21 protein-coding genes are annotated in these 19,591 nt (G+C 70.2%); 9 read left to right on the top strand and 12 right to left on the bottom strand.

Annotated features, from left to right (window positions below):
• Positions 1 to 91 precede the first annotated feature (91 nt).
• The 3 genes from ABZ345_RS41145 to ABZ345_RS41135 form a co-directional block, all read right to left on the bottom strand.
• Positions 92 to 508 carry a nucleoside deaminase gene (locus ABZ345_RS41145; RefSeq protein WP_359860395.1) on the bottom strand — a complete coding sequence of 139 codons (417 nt, stop codon included), beginning with the start codon at positions 506 to 508 and terminating at the stop codon, positions 92 to 94.
• Positions 505 to 1,332 carry an LLM class flavin-dependent oxidoreductase gene (locus tag ABZ345_RS41140; protein ID WP_359860394.1) on the bottom strand — a complete coding sequence of 276 codons (828 nt, stop codon included), beginning with the start codon at positions 1,330 to 1,332 and terminating at the stop codon, positions 505 to 507. Before ABZ345_RS41140 ends, ABZ345_RS41145 begins: the two co-directional genes overlap by 4 nt.
• 61 nt (positions 1,333 to 1,393) lie before the next feature.
• The gene (locus ABZ345_RS41135) at positions 1,394 to 1,930 is read right to left on the bottom strand and encodes a M15 family metallopeptidase (protein WP_359860393.1); all 537 of its coding nucleotides are present in this window, start codon (positions 1,928 to 1,930) and stop codon (positions 1,394 to 1,396) included.
• Positions 1,931 to 2,031: 101 nt separating this feature from the next.
• Here ABZ345_RS41135 and ABZ345_RS41130 point away from each other — a divergent pair, with 101 nt between their 5' ends.
• Positions 2,032 to 2,829, top strand: coding sequence for a hypothetical protein (locus ABZ345_RS41130; protein ID WP_359860392.1), 798 nt, complete (start codon positions 2,032 to 2,034; stop codon positions 2,827 to 2,829).
• A gap of 5 nt (positions 2,830 to 2,834) precedes the next feature.
• Here the strand turns inward: ABZ345_RS41130 and ABZ345_RS41125 are convergent, their stop codons facing one another.
• Together ABZ345_RS41125 and ABZ345_RS41120 are read right to left on the bottom strand one after the other, a co-directional pair.
• On the bottom strand, positions 2,835 to 3,857 hold the full coding sequence (locus tag ABZ345_RS41125; RefSeq protein WP_359860391.1) for an LLM class flavin-dependent oxidoreductase: 1,023 nt from the start codon (positions 3,855 to 3,857) through the stop codon (positions 2,835 to 2,837).
• Between the two features lie 63 nt (positions 3,858 to 3,920).
• Positions 3,921 to 5,126, bottom strand: coding sequence for a PucR family transcriptional regulator (locus ABZ345_RS41120; RefSeq protein WP_359860390.1), 1,206 nt, complete (start codon positions 5,124 to 5,126; stop codon positions 3,921 to 3,923).
• A 24-nt stretch (positions 5,127 to 5,150) separates the two neighbouring features.
• Here ABZ345_RS41120 and ABZ345_RS41115 point away from each other — a divergent pair, with 24 nt between their 5' ends.
• On the top strand, positions 5,151 to 6,701 hold the full coding sequence (locus tag ABZ345_RS41115) for an NAD(P)/FAD-dependent oxidoreductase (RefSeq protein WP_359860397.1): 1,551 nt from the start codon (positions 5,151 to 5,153) through the stop codon (positions 6,699 to 6,701).
• On the opposite strand, the gene ABZ345_RS41110 is transcribed toward ABZ345_RS41115, so the two are convergent.
• Both ABZ345_RS41110 and ABZ345_RS41105 read right to left on the bottom strand, forming a co-directional pair.
• The gene (locus ABZ345_RS41110) at positions 6,673 to 8,709 is read right to left on the bottom strand and encodes a phosphocholine-specific phospholipase C (RefSeq protein ID WP_359860389.1); all 2,037 of its coding nucleotides are present in this window, start codon (positions 8,707 to 8,709) and stop codon (positions 6,673 to 6,675) included. The genes ABZ345_RS41115 and ABZ345_RS41110 overlap by 29 nt on opposite strands.
• Positions 8,710 to 8,863: 154 nt before the next feature.
• Positions 8,864 to 9,433, bottom strand: coding sequence for a TetR/AcrR family transcriptional regulator (locus tag ABZ345_RS41105; protein WP_359860388.1), 570 nt, complete (start codon positions 9,431 to 9,433; stop codon positions 8,864 to 8,866).
• 92 nt (positions 9,434 to 9,525) lie between these two features.
• Here ABZ345_RS41105 and ABZ345_RS41100 point away from each other — a divergent pair, with 92 nt between their 5' ends.
• Complete coding sequence (locus ABZ345_RS41100) at positions 9,526 to 10,500, top strand: 2-dehydropantoate 2-reductase N-terminal domain-containing protein (RefSeq protein WP_359860387.1); 975 nt, start codon at positions 9,526 to 9,528, stop codon at positions 10,498 to 10,500.
• Entirely contained in the window at positions 10,497 to 11,702 is a 1,206-nt protein-coding gene (locus ABZ345_RS41095; RefSeq protein ID WP_359860386.1) for a cytochrome P450, read from the top strand. Before ABZ345_RS41100 ends, ABZ345_RS41095 begins: the two co-directional genes overlap by 4 nt.
• Before the next feature lie 41 nt (positions 11,703 to 11,743).
• On the opposite strand, the gene ABZ345_RS41090 is transcribed toward ABZ345_RS41095, so the two are convergent.
• A complete protein-coding gene (locus tag ABZ345_RS41090; RefSeq protein WP_359860385.1) occupies positions 11,744 to 12,052 on the bottom strand; it encodes a helix-turn-helix domain-containing protein in 309 nt (102 codons plus the stop codon).
• A gap of 82 nt (positions 12,053 to 12,134) precedes the next feature.
• On the opposite strand from ABZ345_RS41090, the gene ABZ345_RS41085 reads away from it, so the two are divergent.
• Complete coding sequence (locus tag ABZ345_RS41085; protein WP_359860384.1) at positions 12,135 to 13,289, top strand: MFS transporter; 1,155 nt, start codon at positions 12,135 to 12,137, stop codon at positions 13,287 to 13,289.
• A gap of 122 nt (positions 13,290 to 13,411) precedes the next feature.
• Here ABZ345_RS41085 and ABZ345_RS41080 read toward each other — a convergent pair whose 3' ends face one another.
• Entirely contained in the window at positions 13,412 to 13,813 is a 402-nt protein-coding gene (locus ABZ345_RS41080; protein WP_359860383.1) for a hypothetical protein, read from the bottom strand.
• 40 nt (positions 13,814 to 13,853) lie between these two features.
• Complete coding sequence (locus ABZ345_RS41075; RefSeq protein WP_359860382.1) at positions 13,854 to 14,402, bottom strand: CGNR zinc finger domain-containing protein; 549 nt, start codon at positions 14,400 to 14,402, stop codon at positions 13,854 to 13,856.
• Positions 14,403 to 14,485: 83 nt separating this feature from the next.
• Between ABZ345_RS41075 and ABZ345_RS41070 the strand changes: the two genes are divergently transcribed.
• Positions 14,486 to 15,430: an EamA family transporter gene (locus tag ABZ345_RS41070; RefSeq protein WP_359860381.1), complete on the top strand. Its 945-nt coding sequence runs from the start codon at positions 14,486 to 14,488 to the stop codon at positions 15,428 to 15,430.
• On the opposite strand, the gene ABZ345_RS41065 is transcribed toward ABZ345_RS41070, so the two are convergent.
• The gene (locus ABZ345_RS41065) at positions 15,427 to 15,873 is read right to left on the bottom strand and encodes a VOC family protein (RefSeq protein WP_359860380.1); all 447 of its coding nucleotides are present in this window, start codon (positions 15,871 to 15,873) and stop codon (positions 15,427 to 15,429) included. The genes ABZ345_RS41070 and ABZ345_RS41065 overlap by 4 nt on opposite strands.
• Before the next feature lie 62 nt (positions 15,874 to 15,935).
• On the opposite strand from ABZ345_RS41065, the gene ABZ345_RS41060 reads away from it, so the two are divergent.
• Complete coding sequence (locus ABZ345_RS41060; protein WP_359860379.1) at positions 15,936 to 16,937, top strand: WYL domain-containing protein; 1,002 nt, start codon at positions 15,936 to 15,938, stop codon at positions 16,935 to 16,937.
• Here the strand turns inward: ABZ345_RS41060 and ABZ345_RS41055 are convergent.
• Positions 16,894 to 17,604 (bottom strand): FadR/GntR family transcriptional regulator, encoded by a 711-nt coding sequence (locus tag ABZ345_RS41055; RefSeq protein ID WP_359860378.1) that lies wholly within the window; start codon positions 17,602 to 17,604, stop codon positions 16,894 to 16,896. The genes ABZ345_RS41060 and ABZ345_RS41055 overlap by 44 nt on opposite strands.
• 130 nt (positions 17,605 to 17,734) lie before the next feature.
• Between ABZ345_RS41055 and ABZ345_RS41050 the strand changes: the two genes are divergently transcribed.
• Complete coding sequence (locus ABZ345_RS41050) at positions 17,735 to 18,229, top strand: gluconokinase (RefSeq protein WP_359860377.1); 495 nt, start codon at positions 17,735 to 17,737, stop codon at positions 18,227 to 18,229.
• Position 18,230: 1 nt separating this feature from the next.
• Positions 18,231 to 19,586: a gluconate:H+ symporter gene (locus ABZ345_RS41045; RefSeq protein ID WP_359860376.1), complete on the top strand. Its 1,356-nt coding sequence runs from the start codon at positions 18,231 to 18,233 to the stop codon at positions 19,584 to 19,586.
• Positions 19,587 to 19,591 lie beyond the last annotated feature (5 nt).

Genomic DNA, 19,591 nt, shown 5'->3' with positions numbered 1-19,591 from the left:
AACCAGCGCGGAGTCGACTGGCAATTCACCACCCACGACGCCCGCACCCGACTCCGCCACCTATACCCCAAAGGTTAGAAGCGACGGTCTACTAGGGGTAGTAGCCCTCGACCGGCACCTTCGCCTCGTCGTACAGGTACGGCCCATCGGTCGGCACGTCGGTGAACCCGCCGGAGGTCTTCAGCTCGTTGAGCTGGCTGCCCGCCAGCGCGAACACCACGTGCCCGATCCCCGACCGCGCCAGCGCTCCCGCGCACATTCCGCACGGCTCGCAGCTCGTGTACATCGTGGTGCCGGCGGCGGTGTCCGCGTCGAGCTGCTGGGCGGCCCAGCGCGCCAGCTTGAGCTCGGGGTGGGCGGTGATGTCGTTGTCGGTCAGGCTGGAGTTGCGCTCCTCGGCGAGCACGGACCCGTCCGGTCCGACCAGCAGCGACCCGAACGGCGGGTTCCCGCCCTCCCGTGCCTCGGCCGCCAGCGCGATCGCTCGGCGCAGATGTGCCTCGTTCACCCGAACTCCTTCCGCACCGCGGCCAGTGCCTGCCAGGCGACCTCCGGATGCCGCGTCTCCTGCGGATCGCCGATGAACGGGTCCAGGACGACGGCGTGCGCGCCGTCGGCCCTCAGTTGCCGCAGGTCCGCGACGACCTGCTCAATCGTGCCCTCGCCCAGTCGCCGGTCGTCCACCGGCAGGTCCGTCAGCCTCAGCATGATGCGCGGCGCCAGCTCCGGCAGCGGCAGGTTCTCCTCGGCGGCCAGGGCTTTGAGCCGCTCGAGCGACTCGCGCCATCCCGCCGGCGTCTGCCGCAACGGGTGCCAGGCGTCACCGAGCCGGACCACGCGACGCAGCGCACCGTCGCTGTGCCCGCCCACCCAGATCGGGACACGCCCCGCGCGGTAACCCTCGTCCTGCCACGCCGCCCGCAGGGTCGTGACCAGCTCGTCGGTCAGCTTTCCCCTGCGCTGGAACGGAACCCCGAGCGCCTCGAACTCCTGGCGCGCCCAGCCCACCCCGACGCCGAGCACGAACCGCCCGCCGCTCAGGTCGGCCAGGTTCGCCGCCATCCGCGCCACCAGCAACGGATGCCGGTACGCCGCGATCAGCACGGTCGTGCCGAGCGTGATCCGCTCGGTCACCCCGGCGAGCCACGACAGCGTGGTGAACGGCTCGTAGAACGGCGCCGGGTACTGCTCGGCCACGTCGGGCGTCACGACCACGTGGTCCGACATCATGAGCAGGTCGAACCCCAGGCTCTCCACCGTCCGCGCCCAGTCGCGCAACACGGACGGGGTGGTGCCGGGGCCGAAGTTCGGGACGTTCACGCCGATCAACACGCTGCCCAGGCTATGCCGCCTGGGCAGCGGACCTGTCCAACTGGGACCGTCGGCGAGCCGGTCAGCCGGTCGAGTCGCCGATCGGCTGCGGGCACTGGCCACCGCGGGTCGTCAGCAGCTCGAAGTGCCACATCTCGTTCGCATACGCCTGGCACAACCCGTAGTCCGCGCCGTGCTGGATGAGCCAGTCGTCGGCGTTGGTCGGGCCGATGTCGATGGCCTTCCCCGTGACGTGCTTGGACTTGTCCGGCGGCTGCACCCACCGCCGGGCCTCCTGCTCGCTGCGGTACCGGGTGACGGCCTCGTCGAACAGGCGCTGCTGGAACTCCGCGCTGCGCCAGCCCGACGTCACCCTCAGCTCCACCCCGCGCGCCTGAGCTTCCACGGCGGCCTCGCGCACCGCCGCCAGCAGCGCGGGGTCGAGGTTCGCGATGGCGGCGTGTGCGTTGTCGTTCAACGAGATGCTCTCGTTGTCCGGGATGCTGCCGTCCCCCGAGACGCGGTTCGACGTGGACGGAGCTCCGCCCGGCGCAGGTTGCGGCGCGCATGCCGCCGTCGCGAGGACGAGCACAGCCAGGATCGGCGTCCACAAAGCCATGCCTGTGACACTGCCGGGGTGATGTCCCCGGCCCTCGAGCGGAATGTGCGCGTTGTGCAACGAGATGTCGACAGCCGCGGTTACAAGAGAGAATCACCGGCGTGAAGAACCTCGACCGGCTGCTGGTGTCCGGAAGCACTGCGAACGCGGTCACCGACCTGGTCATCCCGGCACTGCTGCTGCGCGCACCCGAAACGACGTGGTCGGAGCTCGTCCACATCTACGTGCCGCACGCTCCCACGGTCGCCTTCAGCGGACGTGACCTCCGCTCACCGGGCATCGCCGCCGCCACCGAGATCGCCCGCGCGGCAGGGTTCGAGACGGTGGTCCGGTCGCCGGGCGGGCGGATGGTCGCCTACGACAGCGGCGCCGTCGTGATCGACCACCTCGACCGCACCACCGGCATCCGGCACGCGGGCAGCGCGACCTTCGCCGCCAACGCCGAGAGCCACGTGAAGGTGCTGCGCGGGCTCGGTGACATCGACGCCCGCGTCGGCGAGGTGGACGGCGAGTACTGCCCCGGCGAGTACAGCGTCAACGTCGCGGGCACCGTCAAGGTCATCGGCTCGGCGCAACGCGTCACCGCCACCGGATCCCTGTTCAGCACGGTCGTGCAGGTCGTGATCTCGGACCGGGTGCGCGCGGTGATCACGGACGTGTCGGAGGCGCTCGGCTACGACCTGCGGCAGAGCTCCGTCGCGGGCCTGGCTGACTATGGGCCCGCGTTGACCGCCGGCCAGGTCGCGGCGGCGTTCGAAGCGGACTACCGCAGCCGGCTCGACCTGACCGACGGAAAGCTGCCGGCCGAGGTGGTCGCGCACGCCTCGACCGTCACGCCGGGCGTGAAGCCCTTCCACGTCGACGACTGGACGCGCGCGAACCCCGTTCCGGGCGTCTGAGCAGGTCAGCGCCAGCCGAGGGCCGGTGCGACGTGCGTGAGGATGTTGTCCAGGACGTGCACGTTGTAGTCGACGCCGAGCTGGTTGGGCACGGTCAGCAGCACGGTGTCGGCCTCGGCGATCGCCTCGTCCTCGGCCAGCTGCTTGACCAGCACGTCGGGTTCGGCGGCGTAGGAACGGCCGAAGATCGCCTGCTGGGGACCGTCGATGAAGCCCACCTGGTCCTTGCTCTCACCGTCACCGCCGAAGTACGCGTCGTCGAGGTCCGTGGTGATGGCGAAGATGCTGCGCGACACCGAGACACGCGGCTCGCGCTGCCACCCGGCCTCCGTCCAGGCCTTGCGGAACGCGCGGATCTGTTCGGCCTGCTGGACGTGGAACGGCGCGCCGCCCTCGTCGAACTTCAGGGTCGAGCTCATCAGGTTCATGCCCTGCTCGGCGGCCCAGGCGGCGGTGCCGTTGGACCCAGCGCCCCACCAGATCCGGTCGCGCAGCCCCGGCGCGTGCGGTTCGAGGCGCAGCAGGCCGGGCGGGTTCGGGAACATCGGCCGCGGGTTGGGCCGGGCGAAACCCTCGCCCTCCAGCAGCTTCAGGAACACCTCGGTGTGCCGGCGGGCCATGTCGGCCTCGGTCTCACCCTCGGCGGGCTGGTAGCCGAAGTGCTTCCAGCCGTCGACGACCTGCTCGGGCGATCCCCGCGAGATGCCGAGCTGCAGCCTGCCGCCGGCGATGAGGTCGGTGGCACCGGCGTCCTCGACCATGTACAGCGGGTTCTCGTACCGCATGTCGATCACGCCGGTGCCGATCTCGATGCGCGAGGTCCGCGCGCCGATCGCCGAGAGCAGCGGGAACGGCGACGCGAGCTGCTGGGCGAAGTGGTGCACGCGGAAGTAGGCGCCGTCCGCCCCCAGCTCCTCGGCGGCGACGGCCAGGTCGATCGACTGCAGCAGCGTGTCCGCCGCGGACCGCGTCTGCGAGTGCGGGCTGTCCGACCAGTGCCCGAAGGACAGAAAACCGATCTTCTTCATACCGGGCGTCCACTTCCATTGAGTAGTTGACCTGTCAACCTTACCTCAACGGGGTCACCGGCCTCACTGCGCTCGCCATCGGTGTACCTCCAGGGCGACACCGACATGCACGAGGTTCTGCTCCAACGGCCGTGGCAGCAGCTTCGACGCGCGAGCCAGGCGACGTAGCAGCGTGTTGCGGTGTGTGTAGAGCCGCGCTGCCGCCGTCGTCGCGTTGCACTGAGCAGCGATGAACGCCCGCACGGCCTCGATCACCTCGGGGTCGGCCGTCGCGAGCGGGCCGAGGATGCGCTTGACGAACCGGTCCGCGCGCTCGGCATCCGTGGTGAGCAACGCCACCAGCTCGACCTCCTCGTGGGTCGCGAGCTGCTGCGGTGACGCCAGCCTGGCGAGCATGCGCTGAACCGTGAGCGCGTCGAGGTGACTGCGCCGGAAGCCGTCCGCGTCAATACCGCTCGACCCCAGCGCCACGCGCACGGCGGGGAACCGCGCGACGCCGGCGCGCAGATCGGCCTCGTCGGGCGAACCGTGCACCCACACCCACCGGGTGGCGGCGCTGGCCAGCACGGTCAGCGGACGCGGGTCCCCGGCCGCCGCCGCGAGCACGTCCGCCACGCGGTCGAGGTCGCCCAGCGCGGCGTCGCTCCACACGATCGCCGCCGTGTGGCCGCCGGAGAGTCGATAGCCGAGGCGGTGCTCCGCGCGGGACGCGGTGATCGGCGCGCCGTCGAGCAGCAGCGTCACCGTCTCCAGGCGTTCGGCGTGCGTGCCACGCGTGAGCTGCTCGCGCTCGCGGGTCATCTGCGCCGAGACCGCGGCCACGGTGTCGTCGACGAACGCCGCGATCGACCGGCACGACACGTCGGTCAGCTCGCGCAGCTCGTCGGGATCGGACGTCAGCGAGAACACGATCCGCATCCACAACCGCAGCGCGACGCCCTGCCCGGACCGGTACGCGTCGAGCGCCGACTCGTCGAGCCCGCGGCGGATCAGGTCGCGCGCGAACGCCAGCGGTGCCTCGCCCAGGTCGGCCGGCACGCGCTCGCCGGGCGCCCGGACGTTGGCCGACGCCCAGCCCAGCAGGTTCGACCGGTTCGTGCGCCGCAGCGCGGCGGCGAGCACGGGATCCTCGGCGACCTGCCGCCGGTTCTCCCCCGCGAGCGTCGCCGCGTCCAGCTCGGCCAGCCACTCGGCGGGCGGGTCGAGCGCGATCTCCGCGCCCCGCCGGATCAGTTCGCGCACGCGCCGCGACGGACGCTCCCACGACATGGTGCACAGTGCACCACAGACAGCCTGAACAGGTGCACTTCGTGCTTTCGTGACCGGCGTCACTCCCGCCAGTATGAAGACATGGCTGACCTCGACGTCCTCATCGTCGGCGCTGGGATCTCCGGCCTCGGCGCCGCGTACTACCTGCAGCGCGAGCACCCGCGGAAGTCCTACGCGATCCTGGAGGCGCGCGGGGCGATCGGGGGCACCTGGGACCTGTTCCGCTACCCCGGCATCCGGTCGGACTCGGACCTGCACACGTTCGGCTACGAGTTCAAGCCGTGGCGCGACGAGGACTCGATCGCCGGGGCGGACAAGATCCTCGCCTACCTGCACGAGACGGCGCACGAACACGGCATCGACAAGGCCGTCCGGTTCCACACCAAGGTGATCGCCGCCGAGTGGTCGTCGTCGGACGCGCACTGGACGGTCGAGGTCGAGAAGAACGGCGAACGCGAGACGCTGACGTGCTCGTGGCTGTTCTGCGCGGGCGGCTACTACAACTACGACGAGGGGTTCACGCCGCACTTCGAGGGCAGGGAACGCTTCCGCGGGCAGCTCGTGCACCCGCAGCACTGGCCGGAGGACCTCGACTACGCGGGCAAGCGGGTGCTCGTGATCGGCAGCGGCGCGACGGCGGTGACGATCGTGCCCGCCATGGCCCCGGCCGCAGGCCACGTGACCATGCTCCAACGCACCCCGACCTACGTCCTGCCGTTGCCGTCGCAGGACCCGGTCCGCAATCTCTTGCGCAAGGTGTTCAGCGAGGAGCGCGCGTTCGCTCTGACGCGCCGCAAGAACATCGTGCAGCAGCAACTGACCTGGCGGTTCTCCCAGCGGTTCCCGAAGGCGGCACGCCGGCTGATCCGGCGGTTCAACGCCAAGCTGCTGCCCGAGGGCTATCCGGTCGACGAGCACTTCAACCCGCCGTACAACCCTTGGGACCAAAGGCTGTGCGTGGTCCCGGACGGCGACCTGTTCAAAGCCATCAGCCGCGGCCAGGCCTCCGTCGTGACCGACCGGATCACCACGTTCACCGAGACCGGCGTGCTGCTGGAGTCCGGCCGCGAGCTGGAGGCCGACATCATCGTCACCGCGACCGGGCTCAACGTCCAGGCGTTCGGCGGGATGACCCTGACCGTCGACGGGGAACCGGTGAACCTCCCGGAAACGTTGGCGTACAAGGGGATGATGCTGTCCGGCGTGCCGAACTTCGCCTATGCCATCGGGTACACGAACTCGTCGTGGACGCTCAAGGTCGGCCTGCTGTGCGAGCACTTCTGCCGGCTGCTCGCGCACATGGACGCGCACGGCCACGACACCGCCCGGCCCGTCGTGGCCGATCCGGACGCGCCCACCCGCCCGTTCCTGGACTTCGGCGCGGGCTACATCAAGCGCGCCCTGGACGGGTTGCCGCGCCAGGGCGGGCGAGCGCCGTGGCTCACGTCGATGAGCTACTTCAGCGACGTGAAGCTGTTGCGCCGCCTGCCCGTCGAGGACGACGAGCTGCGGTTCTCCCGCAGCTCGTCCCAAGAGGCCAGTCCGGTCACACCGTCCGGATCGCCGGGTCGCTGACGCCGGGAGCGCCGGTCTCGACGTGGCCGGCGAAGCGCCGCCGGTAGCCGCTGTCCTCCGTGGACACGACCGTCACGTCGTACCAGCGCTTGGAGGCCGTCAGGTCGACCGTGCGCGTGACGGTCCTGCCCGGCTGCACCGTCACGGTGAACGAGCCGCCGTAAGCGTTCGTGACCTTGAGGTGCCGGGTCGAGGTGGCCGCGTTGGTGAACCGCAGCACCAGGTTGCGGATCTCGTGCCGCGCGGTCACCTCCGCGGCGGCGGCGCTTCCCCGGAACCCGCGCAGGAAACCGTTGGGGCCGTGGACGGTCAGGTCGTACGCACCTGCCGAGTACACCGTGTTCCAGGTGTCCGAGAGCTGCTTGCCCGCCGCGGTCGTGTAGGTCCATGGGCCGTCGGCGCGGTTCTGCGACGTGATGTAGAACTGCGCACCCGCCTTGGCACCGGCGGCGAAGGTGAGCGTGATCTTGCCGCCGTTCACCGCCGAGTCGACGAACGGCACGTACGGCAGCGGCCTGGTGCGGCGTGATCCGCACTCCTGCGCGGGCATCGACGGGCTGGCGGGCGGTACCGGCACGTAGTCGGGGTGCCGGACGCGGTCCGGCGGCGCGTAACCGGTGGTGTCGGGCAGCTTCGCGGCCGTGGTGTTGCGCGCCGTGAAGTCGAACGCCGATGTCAGGTCGCCGCAGATCGCGCGCCGCCACGGCGAGATGTTCGGCTCGTGCACGCCGAACCGCGTCTCCAGGAACCGGATGATCGACGTGTGGTCGAACACCTCCGAGCACGTGTAGCCGCCGGTGCTCCACGGCGAGACCACGAGCATCGGCACGCGCTGCCCCAGCCCGTACGGTCCCGGCACGTACCCGAGGCCGCCGGGGTACAGCTCGGCCTGAACGTCCGTTGTGGACAGTCCCTGCGCGGCCGACGACGGCGGGTACGGCGGCACGACGTGGTCGAAGAAGCCGTCGTTCTCGTCGTAGGTGATGAACAGCGCGGTCTTGGCCCACACCGCCGGGTTGGACGTCAACGCGTCGAGGACCTTCGCGATGTACCAGGCGCCGTAGTTCGCCGGCCAGTTCGGGTGCTCGGTGTACGCCTCGGGCGCCGCGATCCACGACACCTGCGGCAGACGGTTGGTCTTGACGTCGTTTGCGAGCACGTCGAACAGCGTGCCGCCCGCCTTGATGTTCGTGCCGGTGCGCGCCTTCTCGTACAGCGCGTCGCCCGGCTTGGCGTTGCGGTAGTTGTTGAAGTACAGCAACGAGTTGTCGCCGTAGTTGCCGCGGTAGGCGTCCTCGATCCAGCCCCAGCCGCCCTGGGCGTCGAGCCCGTCACCGACGTCCTGGTAGATCTTCCACGAGACACCGGCCTGCTCCAGCCGCTCGGGGTAGGTGCGCCAGCCGTAGCCCTTCTCGTCGTTGCCGAGCACCGGCCCGCCGCCCGTGCCGTCGTTGCCCGTGTACCCGGTCCACATGTAGTAGCGGTTCGGGTCGGTCGCGCCGATGAACGAGCAGTAGTAGGCGTCGCAGATGGTGAACGCGTCGGCGAGCGCGTAGTGGAACGGGATGTCCCGCCGGTTCAGGTACGCCATGGTGGTCGCCGTCTTCGCGGGCACCCACTTGTCGTAGCGGCCGCCGTTGAACGCGAGGTGGCCGCCGTTCCAGTCGTGGTTGAGGTCCTGCAGGAACTGCATGCCCATGTCGTCGGCCGCCGGGTGGAACGGCAGCACGTCCTTCACGCCGTTCGACTGGTGCCACACGTCCTTGCCGCTGGGCAGCGTCACCGGCCGCGGATCCCCGAACCCGCGCACGCCGCGCAACGAGCCGAAGTAGTGGTCGAACGACCGGTTCTCCTGCATGAGCACCACGACGTGCTCGACGTCCCGCACGGTGCCGGTCCTCGTGGCGGGCGCGATCTCGGCGGCCCGCGCGATGCTCCCCGACAACGCGGTCAGCGCTGTGGTCGCGGCACTGAGCCTCAGGAACTGGCGGCGGTTGACCCCGGACATGGCTGACTCCCTCGGCAGCGGCACAAGGGTTCAGATGTCACTCGCCGCCGAAGAACGTCCGGCGCTGTCCTGGTGATCGCAGGACGAACTCGGGGTGACCTTCAGTTCTGGACGGACAAGATCGTGGTCAACAGTCCCACCAGCACCACTGTTGTCACAGCGGGCGGCGCAGCCCGTCCAGCAGGAGGGTGACGACATCGTCGGCCTCGGCCCGCCAGCCGGGACGGTCATGGGCCGCGCTGATGCCGTGCAGCGCCATCATCACGGCACCGGCGTCCACGTCGTCGCGAACGGCGCCGTCCCGCACGGCGGCGGCCACCAGGTCGGTGACGGCCTGCTCCAGCGCCCGGCTGCCCTCGGCGAGGGCACCCGAGCGATCGGCCCACAACGTGGCCAGCGTCCGGGCCAGGCCCTGGTGGGCATCGATGTGGTCGACCATGCCGCGCAGGAAGGTCGCCAAAGCCTCCGCTGCGGGCAGCGTGGCCTGCAGTTGACGGGCGCGGTCGCACAGCGTGGCGACTTCTCCGTGGTAGACCGCCTCGGCCAGTGCCTCCCGGGTCGGGAAGTGGCGGTACAGCGTGCCGGTGCCCACGCCGGCCAGGCGGGCGAAGTCGTCGAAGCGCAGGTCGAAGAAGCTTCCGGCGTCGAAGACCTCCCGGGCCGTGGCGAGCAGGGCCTCGCGCTTGCGCCGGGCGTCGGCCCGCAGCGGCTTGTCGGCGTTCATGCGCTCCCTCGCGTTGACAAATGGAGATGACCTCCATATTTTCGAAAGTGGAGATCACCTCCAGATCGCGATCCTATCCCACGAGGTGCAGCGTGAAGATCCTGATGTTCGGCAGAGGCGTGATCGCCACCATCTACGGCTGGGCCCTGCACCAGGCGGGACACGACGTCGAGTTCTACGTCCGCCCTGGCCGCGCGGCGACCTACGGGGAAGCGATCGACCTCGACCTGTTCGACACGCGGCGCGGGGTGTGGGGGCAGCGCGTCGTCGAGAAGTGGCCGGTGCGCTACCGCGAGGCGCTGGAGCCGGACCACGACTTCGACCTGATCGTGCTCAGCGTGCCCCACCACCGCCTCGCGGAGGCGACGGCCTTCCTGACCCCGCGGATCGGCAAGGCCACGGTCCTGGTCTTCGGCAACATCTGGACCGAGCCGCTGGCCGCGATCGGTGCACTCCCCGTCGACCAGGTCGCCTGGGGCTTTCCGCAGGCCGGTGGCGGTTTCGGCACGGACGGCGTGCTCCGCGGGGGGCTGCTGCTGCGGTCGGTCGTCTTCGGCACCCTCGGCCGGCCTCCGACCGACCGGGAGTTGGCTGGGCGCCAGGCGTTTCGCGAGGCCGGGCTCCGACCCCAGGAGCAGCCCGACTTCCGCGGCTGGCTATGGGTCCACTTCGTGTCGGATGCCGGCCTGTTCTCGCAGGGCGTGCGGCTGGGCTCGCTGTCCGAACTGGCCGGGTCGACGAGCGACTTCCGCGAGGCGATGCTGACCGGCCGCGAGTTGCTGCCACTCCTCGAGGCGCGGGGCCTCGACCTGAGACGTCAACGGGGCGCGCTGCTGTTCCGGGCGCCCACCTGGCTGACAGCCCGCGCGTTCGCCTGGGCGACTACTCGTGTGCCGCCGTTGCGCGCGAGCTTTGCGTCGCACTCCGACCCCGACGCTGAGGAACCACGCGAGGTCTGCCGGGACGTCCTGGCCGAAGCACGGCGGTTGGGCATCTCGGTACCACGACTGGAAGCGGCGGAACCGCACTTCGGCCTATCCGTGACGTCGCAGGAGGAGAAGTCATGACCACCGCCGAGAAGCACGAGTTCCCCATGGCCCGTACGTGCCCGTTCGCGCCGCCGCCGGCGTACGAGGAGATCCGCGAAGAAGAGCCGGTCTCGCGGGTTCGCCTGCCCGACGGCAGGTGGGCCTGGGTGGTCACCCGTCACGAAGACGCGCGAACGGTGTTGAACGACCGGCGGTTCAGCGCCGACCGGCAGCATCCGGACTTCCCGCCACTGGTCGAGGGCGAGGTGGCGTCCCGGCGGCCGGACGAGGAACGCAGTCTGATCATGATGGACGCGCCCGAGCACGGGCCGGCGCGCAAGGCCGTGCTCGGCGAGTTCACGGTGCGCCGGTTGGAGGCGCTGCGGCCGCGGATCCAGGAGATCGTCGACGGGCGGATCGACGCGCTGCTGGCCGGGCCGAACCCGGGCGACCTGGTGGAGGCGCTGGCGCTGCCGGTCCCGTCACTGGTGATCTGCGAGATGCTGGGTGTGCCCTACGCCGATCATGAGTTCTTCCAAGAGCACACGGTGAAGGTGTTCAAGCAGTCGACGCCGCCCGAGCAGCGTTGGGTGGCCATGAGGGCCATCCAGGGCTACCTGGCCGACCTCGTCGAGGCGAAGGAACAGAACCCGCCGGACGACCTGCTCGGGCGGCAGATCGTCAAGCTGCGCGCGAACGGCACCTACCGGCGGACGGCACTGGCCAGCATGGGCCTCCTGCTGCTCGTGGCCGGCCACGAGACGACGGCGAACATGATCTCGCTGTCGACCGTGGCGTTCCTGCGCAACCCGGAGCAGCTCGCGTTGATCAGGGCCGATCCGGGCACCACGCTCAACGCGGTCGAGGAGATGCTGCGGTACTTCACGATCGTCGACATGGCGACGGCCCGGCTGTGCGTCGAGGACGTCGAGGTCGGTGGGCAGCTGATCCGCGCCGGCGAAGGAGTGCTGGCGCTCGGTTATTCGGCCAACCGGGACCCGCGGGCGTTCGCGAACCCGGACGAGCTCGACATCGGGCGCAGCGCGCGCCACCACGTCGCGTTCGGTTTCGGGCCGCACCAGTGCCTGGGCCAGAACCTGGCCCGGATGGAGCTGCAGATCGTGTTCGACACGCTGTTCCGCCGCGTTCCCACGCTGGAGCTGGCGATGGACGTCGACGAGCTGCCGTTCAAGGACGACGCGAACATCTACGGCCTGTACCGGCTCCCGGTGACCTGGTAGCGGCTGACCGGAGGGCGAACTCGTGCGATGCGGCACAGCCCTCAGTTCTCGGCGGACAAGATCGCGGTGAGCAGTCCCGGATACCGCGCGTCGAGGTCGTCCCTCCGTACCGTCCCGATGCGGGAGGTGCCCTCCTTGCGCACCCGGATCACCCCGGCCTCGCGCAGCGTCCGCAGGTGATGGGTGCGGGTCGACTTGGTCACCGGCAGCTCGATCGCGCCGCAGGCCACCCCGGTCCCGATCCGCTCCATCTCCCTGACCAGGTGCAGCCGCACCGGGTCGGCGAGCGCGTGCAGCACCGCCTCGATGCGGATCTCGGCGCGCTCGGGGTGCGCCAGGTCGTCGCTCATGGTTCCCATAGTACGAGATCTATCGTAGTTCGACGACTCTCGTAGTACGGTGACTCTCGTACTAGTCGTTGGAGGGGTCACCTTGTCACGCATCCACCTGCTCGCCGCCGGCGCGTTCGCCGTCGGCACGAGCGGCTACATCGTCACCGGCGTCCTGCCCGCCGTCAGTCGCGAGCTGCACGTCTCCCCTGCCGCCGCGGGCCAGCTCGTCACCGCGTTCGCGATCGCCTATGCGCTCACCTCCCCTGTCCTGGCCGTGCTCACGGGCCGGTGGGAACGCCGAAAACTCCTCATCGCGGCACTGGCGACCAGCGCCCTGGGCAACGCGCTGGCCGCCGTCGCGCCGACGTTCGAACTGCTGCTCGGCGCCCGCGTGATCAGCGCCCTCGGCGCCGCGGCGTTCACCCCCGTGGCCACCGCGGTCGCCACCGTGCTCGCCCCGCCGGACCACCGCGGCCGCGCGGTCGCGACGGTGTTCGGCGGCCTCACCTTCGCCCTGATCCTCGGCGTGCCGCTGGGCAACGTCATCGGCGAGCAACTCGGCTACCAGGGCGTGTTCGCCTCCGTCGCGGTCATCTCGCTGCTCGGCGCCCTGGCGATCCACCTCGGCGTGCCCAGGGTGGCCGCACCGCCGTTCGCCGGCCTGCGCGAACGGTTCGCCGCCGCCCGCGACCGCCGCGTACTGCTGGTGCTCGGCATGACGGTGCTGGCGTGCCTCTCGGCGTTCAGCGTGTTCACCTACATCGCGCCGATCCTGACCTCGCTCGCGAACGTGCACGGCTGGACGATCAGCGTGCTGCTGCTCGTCTACGGCGTGGGCGGTGCGATCGGCAACTCGGTCGCCGGCCGCATCACCGACCGCTGGGGCAGCCGCCTGCCGCTGCTCGTGATCTTCACCGTGTTCATCGCGGTGCTGGCGACGCTGCCGTTCACCGCGACGACGGCGGCCACCGCGGGCCTCGTGCTGTTCGTGTGGGGCCTGTTCACGTGGTCGGTGAACCCGCCGATCCAGAACTGGCTGATCGAGCTCGCGCCCGGCGAGTCGAGCGGACTCCTGTTGTCCGTCAACGCTTCCGCGATCTACCTCGGCGTGGGGCTGTCGGGTGTGTTCGGCGGCCTGGTGGTGAGCAACGTCGGACTGCTCGCGTTGCCGCCGATCGCCGCACTGATCGCGCTGGGAGCGCTCGGCCTGCTCATCGCGCAGCCGAAGCCCGCGCTGGTGCCCCAGGCAGCGTGATCATCACCTGACCGCGGGGAGGCCGGAACGCCGGTCTCCCCCGCGCCACCGATGCCGGCGATCGGGACTATCTGGTCGACCTGACGGTGCCGGAGCACGGAAAGCGTTGCGCGGCCCGATCGTCAGGACTCGTGGCGGAACGAGGCCGTAGCGGGTTCGCTGCACACCGCGTCGGCGTTGTCCTGCAGGTACCAGACCTTCGCCCGGTACTCGGTCCATCCGGACACGGCACGTCCGTTGACCGAGTCCGGGCCGATCGCGTTGCGGGACTCCAGCTTCGCCACGCCGTCGGAACCCGTGGGGACCATGCCGAGAACGACGCCACCGGGTCCGAGCGCCGAGAACTCGATCTTCACGCCCTCGACCGGGCCGTCCCCGGTCAGCCGGGCGCTCAGACTGAGGTCGGGGCCCCGAGCCGTCACGGGCTCGACGCTCAGGTGGTAGCCGCAACCACCGCACGCGGTTACGGCGGCGGGCGATGCGAGCACAAGTGCCAGCGCCGCCACACGGGTCTTCCTCAGCAAGGGCCGCCTCCGTCCGCGCACCGGAACCGAGCTTCCCCGCCTAGCGCCCCTGCCGTTCCCGGAACGCGATCATGTTCATCCGGTTGCCGCACCGCACGCTGCAGAACCGCTTGAGCCCGTTGCGCGACAGGTCCAGGAGCAGGCCGTCGCAGTCGTCGGCCGCGCAGATCCGCAGGCGGTCCATCTCGTCCATCCGGATCACGTCGATGAGCGCGAGCGCGGCTTCGACCCGCATTCGTTCGGCGAGCGGCGCGTCGGGTTCGGTGGCGTGCATGTGCCAGTCCTGCTTGTCGTGCCGGACGAGGTGCGGGAGGGCCTTGGCGTCGCGCAGCATCTTGTTCACGGCGTCGACGGCGTCGTCGCGGCTGAGGGTCCACACGTGTCGCAGCAGCGTGCGCGTGCGGTGGACGTCGCGCAGTTCGGCCTCGTCGTGGTCCACGCGTCCGGTGTAGCCGTGTTCCACGAGCAGGGCGTCGAGCTGGTCGACCGTGGCCAGCTCGTCGGCACCGCTGCGTGACGCCGAGGGGTCGGTGTTGCACAGGGCCACGACGAAGCCGAGCACCTCCTCCGTGTCAGGGGCAAAATGCAAGTTGACTCCTTACCTGGACCGGCCTAGCGTCAGGGTTGTCCACAAGGTTAGGCCATGACATGGCACCAGGCTGGGAGGCAAGGATGAGGACTTCGTCGAAGTCGGCCGGACTGGTTGCGGCGGCGGTCTCGTTCATCTCGTTCGGCACGTCCGGGGCGTTCGTCAAACCGCTGCTGGAGGCCGGTTGGTCGCCTGCTGCCGCCGTCACGGCCAGAGCGTTGTTGGCCGGGCTCGTGCTCCTGCCGTTCGTGGTCTATTCCCTGCGCGGCCGGTGGGACGTGCTCTGGCAGGCCCGGTGGCCCGTGCTGAGCATGGGCGTGGTCGGGGTGGCGGTCACGCAGGTCCTCTACTTCGCCGCCATCGCACGGATCCCGGTGGCGACCGCGCTGCTCATCGAGTTCCTCGCACCGCTGTTGCTGGTCGGGTTCACCTGGGCGGTCAGCAGGCGGACGCCCGCGGCCGTCGTGCTGATCGGCTCGGTGCTCGCGGTCGGCGGTCTCGTGCTCGTGATCGGGCCGGGCGCGATCCAGTCCGTGGACCCGCTAGGCCTGATCGCCGCGTTCGGTGCCGCCATCGGGTGCGCCGTGTACTTCGTGATCGCCGCGCGCCCCAACAACGGTCTGCCGCCGGTCGCGCTCGCCGGCGCGGGAATGCTGCTGGCCGCGCCGATCCTGGCGGTCATCGGCTTGACGGGATTGCTGCCGTTCACCGCGACGTTCGGCGACGTGTCGCTGTTCGACGGCGACGCCACCACGGCCTGGTGGGTGCCGTTGCTCGTCGTCGCGGTCGCTGGCACGGCGGTGGCTTACGCGACCGGCATCACCGCCTCCGGGATCCTCGGGTCGCGGCTGGCGTCGTTCATCGCGCTGCTGGAGGTCGTCTCCGCGTCGCTGTTCGCGTGGCTGCTGCTGGGCGAGGAGCTCTCACCGTTGCAGCTGTTCGGCGGCGTGCTGATTCTCGGCGGCATCGCCTCGGTCCGGGCCGAACGGCCGGCTGCGGAGCCGGCCGTCGAACCCTCGCTCGTCTAGCTGGTGACGTCGACGATCCAGGTCACGCCGAACCGGTCGGCCAGCATCCCGAACGCCGGGGCCCACTGCGCCGGACCGAACTTCTCGATCACCGTCGCGCCGTCGGCGAGGCCGTCCCAGATCGGGGCGACCTCGTCGACGCTCTCGCCGCGCGCGGACAGGAAGAACGGCTCCTCGGTGATCGTGGTGCCGTTCTCGCGGCGGGTGGTGGACTCACGGACGGGTGCTTCCGCTCCGGGCACGTCGTAGGCCATCACGCGGAAGCCGTTGTCGGCGACGACCTCGCCGAACACGACGTTCTGGGCGCCGGGCACCTCGGCGGGCATGCCGAAGTCGCCGTAGGTGATGACGGTGAGCTGACCGCCGAAGACCGACCGGTAGAACTCCAGGGCCTCCCGGGCCTGGCCGCGGAAGTTCAGGTGGGGAACTGCGTTGAGTGACATGAGAGGGACTTTGTCAGCAGTAGCGGACAGGGAACGTCCGCTACTTGTGTCAGGCTGAAAACATGCCGATCGCCACGTCGACCACCACCTCGAGCCGCCTGCTGTCGTTGCTGTCGCTGCTGCAGGTCCGCCGTGACTGGCCGGGTCTGCTGCTGGCTCAACGGCTCGGCGTCAGCGAACGCACGGTGCGCCGCGATGTCGACCGGCTGCGCGAGCTCGGTTACCTCGTCCACGCGGTCAAGGGACCCGACGGCGGGTATCGGCTCGAAGCCAGCAGCCAGGTGCCGCCGCTGTTGTTCGACGAGGACCAGGCGGTCGCGCTGGCCGTGGCGCTGAGGATCGCCGTCGGCACCGGGGCGGGCATCGAAGAAGCCGCAGCACGGGCGCTGGCCACCGTGCGCCAGGTCCTGCCGTCCCGGCTGCGGCATCGGATCGACGCGCTGGAGATCGAGCCCACCGATCACAAGTCCCAAGTGGACACCGACCTGTTGCTCGCACTCAGCACGGCCATCCGCGCCTGCGAAGAGCTGCGGTTCGACTACCGTTCCCCCGGACGCGAGGACGACGGTCCGCCCCGCCGGGTGCAGCCGCACCACCTCGTGGTCCGGGCGGGCCGCTGGTACCTCGTCGGGTGGAGTCCGGAACGCGAGGACTGGCGGACCTACCGCGCCGACCGGATGACGCTCCGCATCCCCAACGGACCACGTTTCACACCAAGGCAAGTACCCGGCGGCGACGTCGCGGCGTTCCTGGCCGCTCGGTTCAAAGGCTCCGAGCACACCAACACCTGGCCCTGCCGCGCGGAGGTGATCCTCGACCTGCCGCTCAAGGACGTGGCCCCGTTCGTGGGCGACGACACCGCGGAGGAGGTCGGTCCACATCGGACCAGACTGCTGACCGGTTCGTGGTCGTGGGCCTCACTCGCCGCGAAACTGGCACGGTTCGACGCCGAGATCGAGGTGATCGAACCGCCCGCTCTGGTGGACGCGTTCGCCGCACTGTCCGAACGCGCCGCGCGGGTCAGCGCTGGTCGTCCCGCAGCGCCTGGGACGCCTCGACGATGATCTCCCGCATCGCCTGCTCGGCCGCGACCGGATCGCCGGACTGCACGGCCTGGGCGACATCGGCGTGCAGGCGGATGGCGGCCGGGTTGGGCTCGGGCGGCATGAGGCCGTGGTGGGTGCGGCCTATCAGCACCTCGGACACGACGTCGGTGAGCGCTCCCAGCATCTCGTTGCCGGAGGCGGCCAGCAGGGTGCGGTGGAACAGCAGGTCCGCCTGGAGGTAGGCCTCCAGGTCGCCGGACTTGCCGTGCACCGCCATGTCCATCACGGCCTTGGTCAGATCCCCGCACTGGGCCGGGGTGGCGCGCTGGGCGGCCAGCTTCGCCGCGATCGGTTCGACGCCGCCGCGCAGTTCGCTCAACGAGTCCAGCTGTGCGGCGCGGCCTTCGCCGTTGAGCCGCCAGCGGATGATCCGCGGGTCGAACACGTTCCAGGCCTTCTGGTCGGCCACGGTCACGCCGACGCGGCGCCGTGTGACGAGCACGCCCATGGACTGCAGCACCCGCACCACCTCGCGGATCACCGGCCGGGACACGCCGTGCGACTCGGCCAGTTCGTCGATGCGCAGCACCTCGCCGGACGGCAGCGCACCCGAGGCGATCCGGCGGCCGAGGTCGTCCAGGACTGTCTGGTGCAGGCCCGGTTTGGTCTGCTCAGCGGTTCCCACAAGGCCGAATCCTCTCACGATTGGCCGCTCGGAGCCCGCCTGAACGATAAAGAACAGGTTATTTAAAGCTTTCTGTTGTAAAAGTCAGGTTTTTGAGTCACGCTCTGCGGCACGCTGAAGGGAGCCGGTCGTGTCGCAGCTGATCGTGGTCATGGGTGTGTCGGGGTCGGGCAAGAGCACCACGGGTGCCGCGCTCGCCCGGCGGATGGGCGTGCCGTTCGCGGACGCGGACGAGTTCCACCCCGCCGCCAACATCGCCAAGATGTCCGCCGGGGTGCCGCTGGACGACATCGACCGGGAACCGTGGCTGGCCGCGATCGCCCGCTGGCTCGCCGAGCACGCGGACGGCGCGGTGGTCACCTGCTCGGCGTTGAAACGGGCGTTCCGGGACCACCTGCGGGCCGCCGCTCCGGCCGCGTACTTCGTCCACCTCGCGGGCGGCTGCGAACTGGTGGCCGCGCGGGTCGCCGCCAGGGCCGGCCACTTCATGCCGGTCGGGCTCGTGGCCTCCCAGTTCACCGCGCTCGAGCCGCTCGAACCCGACGAGCACGGGCTCGTCCTCGATCTCTCCCAGCCCGTCGACGTCCTCGTCGACGCCTGCCTCACCGCCGCGGAAGGACGCTGACATGACCCTCGCCCTGGAGACCCTGCCGGCAGGCCGCCTCCTGCTGGCCGCCGTCGTGGGCATAGCCCTGCTGGTGGTGCTGATCACCAAGGTGAAGCTGCACCCGTTCATCGGGCTGACGGTGTCCTCGCTCGTGGTCGCCGGCATCGCGGGCCTGGGCATGGACAAGGCCCTGGCGAGCTTCGCCAAGGGTTTCGGCGACACTGCCGCGGGCGTCGGCACGCTGATCGCGCTCGGCGCGATGATCGGCAAGCTGCTGGCCGACACCGGGGGCGCGGACTCGATCGTCGACGCGATCATCAGCCGCTCCAGCCGCAGGACGCTGCCGTGGGCCATGGCCGGGGTGGGCGCGCTGATCGGCCTGCCGATGTTCTTCGAGATCGGCCTGGTGCTGATCATGCCGGTGGTGCTGCTGATCTCCCGGCGGTCCGGCGTCTCCCTGATCCAGCTCGGAATCCCGGCACTGGCCGGTCTGTCCGCGATGCACGGCCTCGTGCCGCCGCACCCCGGTCCGCTGGTCGCGGTCAACGCGTTGAAGGCCGATCTCGGCATCACGCTCGGACTCGGCGTGCTCGTCGCGATTCCGGCTGTTGCCATCGCCGGCCCGCTGTTCGCCCGCTATGCCTCCCGCTGGGTCGACGTCCCGGCGCCGGAGCTGTTCGACGGCGAGGACCGCGAGGACGACCGGCCGCGCCCGTCGTTCCGCGCCACGCTCGCGACCGTCCTGCTGCCCGTCGTGCTCATGATGGGCAAGGCACTGGCCGACATCGTCGCCGCCAAAGACAACCCTGTCCGCTCTGTGCTGGACTTCCTCGGTACGCCGGTGATCGCTTTGCTGATCGCGGTCGTCGTGTCCATGGTGACGCTCGGCCGCGGCGCGCGAATGTCCGCAAAGGACGTTGCCGTCAGCGTCGAGGCGGGACTGCCACCGATCGCGGGCATTCTGCTCATCGTCGCGGCGGGCGGCGGGTTCAAGCAGACCCTCATCGACACCGGCATCGGCAAGCTCATCGCGGACTGGGTCGCGGGCAGCGGGCTGTCGGTGCTGCTGCTGGCGTGGCTGGTGGCGGTGCTGATCCGGCTCGCCACGGGCTCGGCGACCGTCGCGACGGTGACCGCGTCCGGCATTCTCGCTCCCCTGGTGACGACGCTGAGCACCGGTGAGACGTCCCTGCTGGTGCTCGCGATCGGCGCGGGGTCGCTGTTCTTCTCGCACGTCAACGACGCTGGTTTCTGGCTGGTGAAGGGCTACTTCGGGCTCAGCGTCAGCCAGAACGTCAAGACCTGGTCCGCGATGGAGACCCTGCTCTCGGTCGTCGGCCTCGTGTTCGTGCTCCTCCTCGGCCTGGTGGTCTGAGCACC

It is taken from the genome of Lentzea sp. NPDC005914, from assembly GCF_040629405.1.
Classification (GTDB): Bacteria; Actinomycetota; Actinomycetes; order Mycobacteriales; family Pseudonocardiaceae; genus Lentzea.
Note: the sequence above shows the minus strand (reverse complement) of the source record. Positions and strands in the feature narration are given on the sequence as shown.

Bases quoted from the DNA above. Each gene is read 5' to 3' on its own strand.
- ABZ345_RS41070 (WP_359860381.1), top strand. From the start codon at position 14,486: ATGAGGACTTCGTCGAAGTCGGCCGGACTGGTTGCGGCGGCGGTCTCG.
- ABZ345_RS41065 (WP_359860380.1), bottom strand. From the start codon at position 15,873: ATGTCACTCAACGCAGTTCCCCACCTGAACTTCCGCGGCCAGGCCCGG.
- ABZ345_RS41135 (WP_359860393.1), bottom strand. From the start codon at position 1,930: ATGGCTTTGTGGACGCCGATCCTGGCTGTGCTCGTCCTCGCGACGGCG.
- ABZ345_RS41090 (WP_359860385.1), bottom strand. From the start codon at position 12,052: ATGAGCGACGACCTGGCGCACCCCGAGCGCGCCGAGATCCGCATCGAG.
- ABZ345_RS41120 (WP_359860390.1), bottom strand. From the start codon at position 5,126: ATGTCGTGGGAGCGTCCGTCGCGGCGCGTGCGCGAACTGATCCGGCGG.
- ABZ345_RS41045 (WP_359860376.1), top strand. From the start codon at position 18,231: ATGACCCTCGCCCTGGAGACCCTGCCGGCAGGCCGCCTCCTGCTGGCC.
- ABZ345_RS41095 (WP_359860386.1), top strand. From the start codon at position 10,497: ATGACCACCGCCGAGAAGCACGAGTTCCCCATGGCCCGTACGTGCCCG.
- ABZ345_RS41105 (WP_359860388.1), bottom strand. From the start codon at position 9,433: ATGAACGCCGACAAGCCGCTGCGGGCCGACGCCCGGCGCAAGCGCGAG.
- ABZ345_RS41125 (WP_359860391.1), bottom strand. From the start codon at position 3,857: ATGAAGAAGATCGGTTTTCTGTCCTTCGGGCACTGGTCGGACAGCCCG.
- ABZ345_RS41060 (WP_359860379.1), top strand. From the start codon at position 15,936: ATGCCGATCGCCACGTCGACCACCACCTCGAGCCGCCTGCTGTCGTTG.
- ABZ345_RS41110 (WP_359860389.1), bottom strand. From the start codon at position 8,709: ATGTCCGGGGTCAACCGCCGCCAGTTCCTGAGGCTCAGTGCCGCGACC.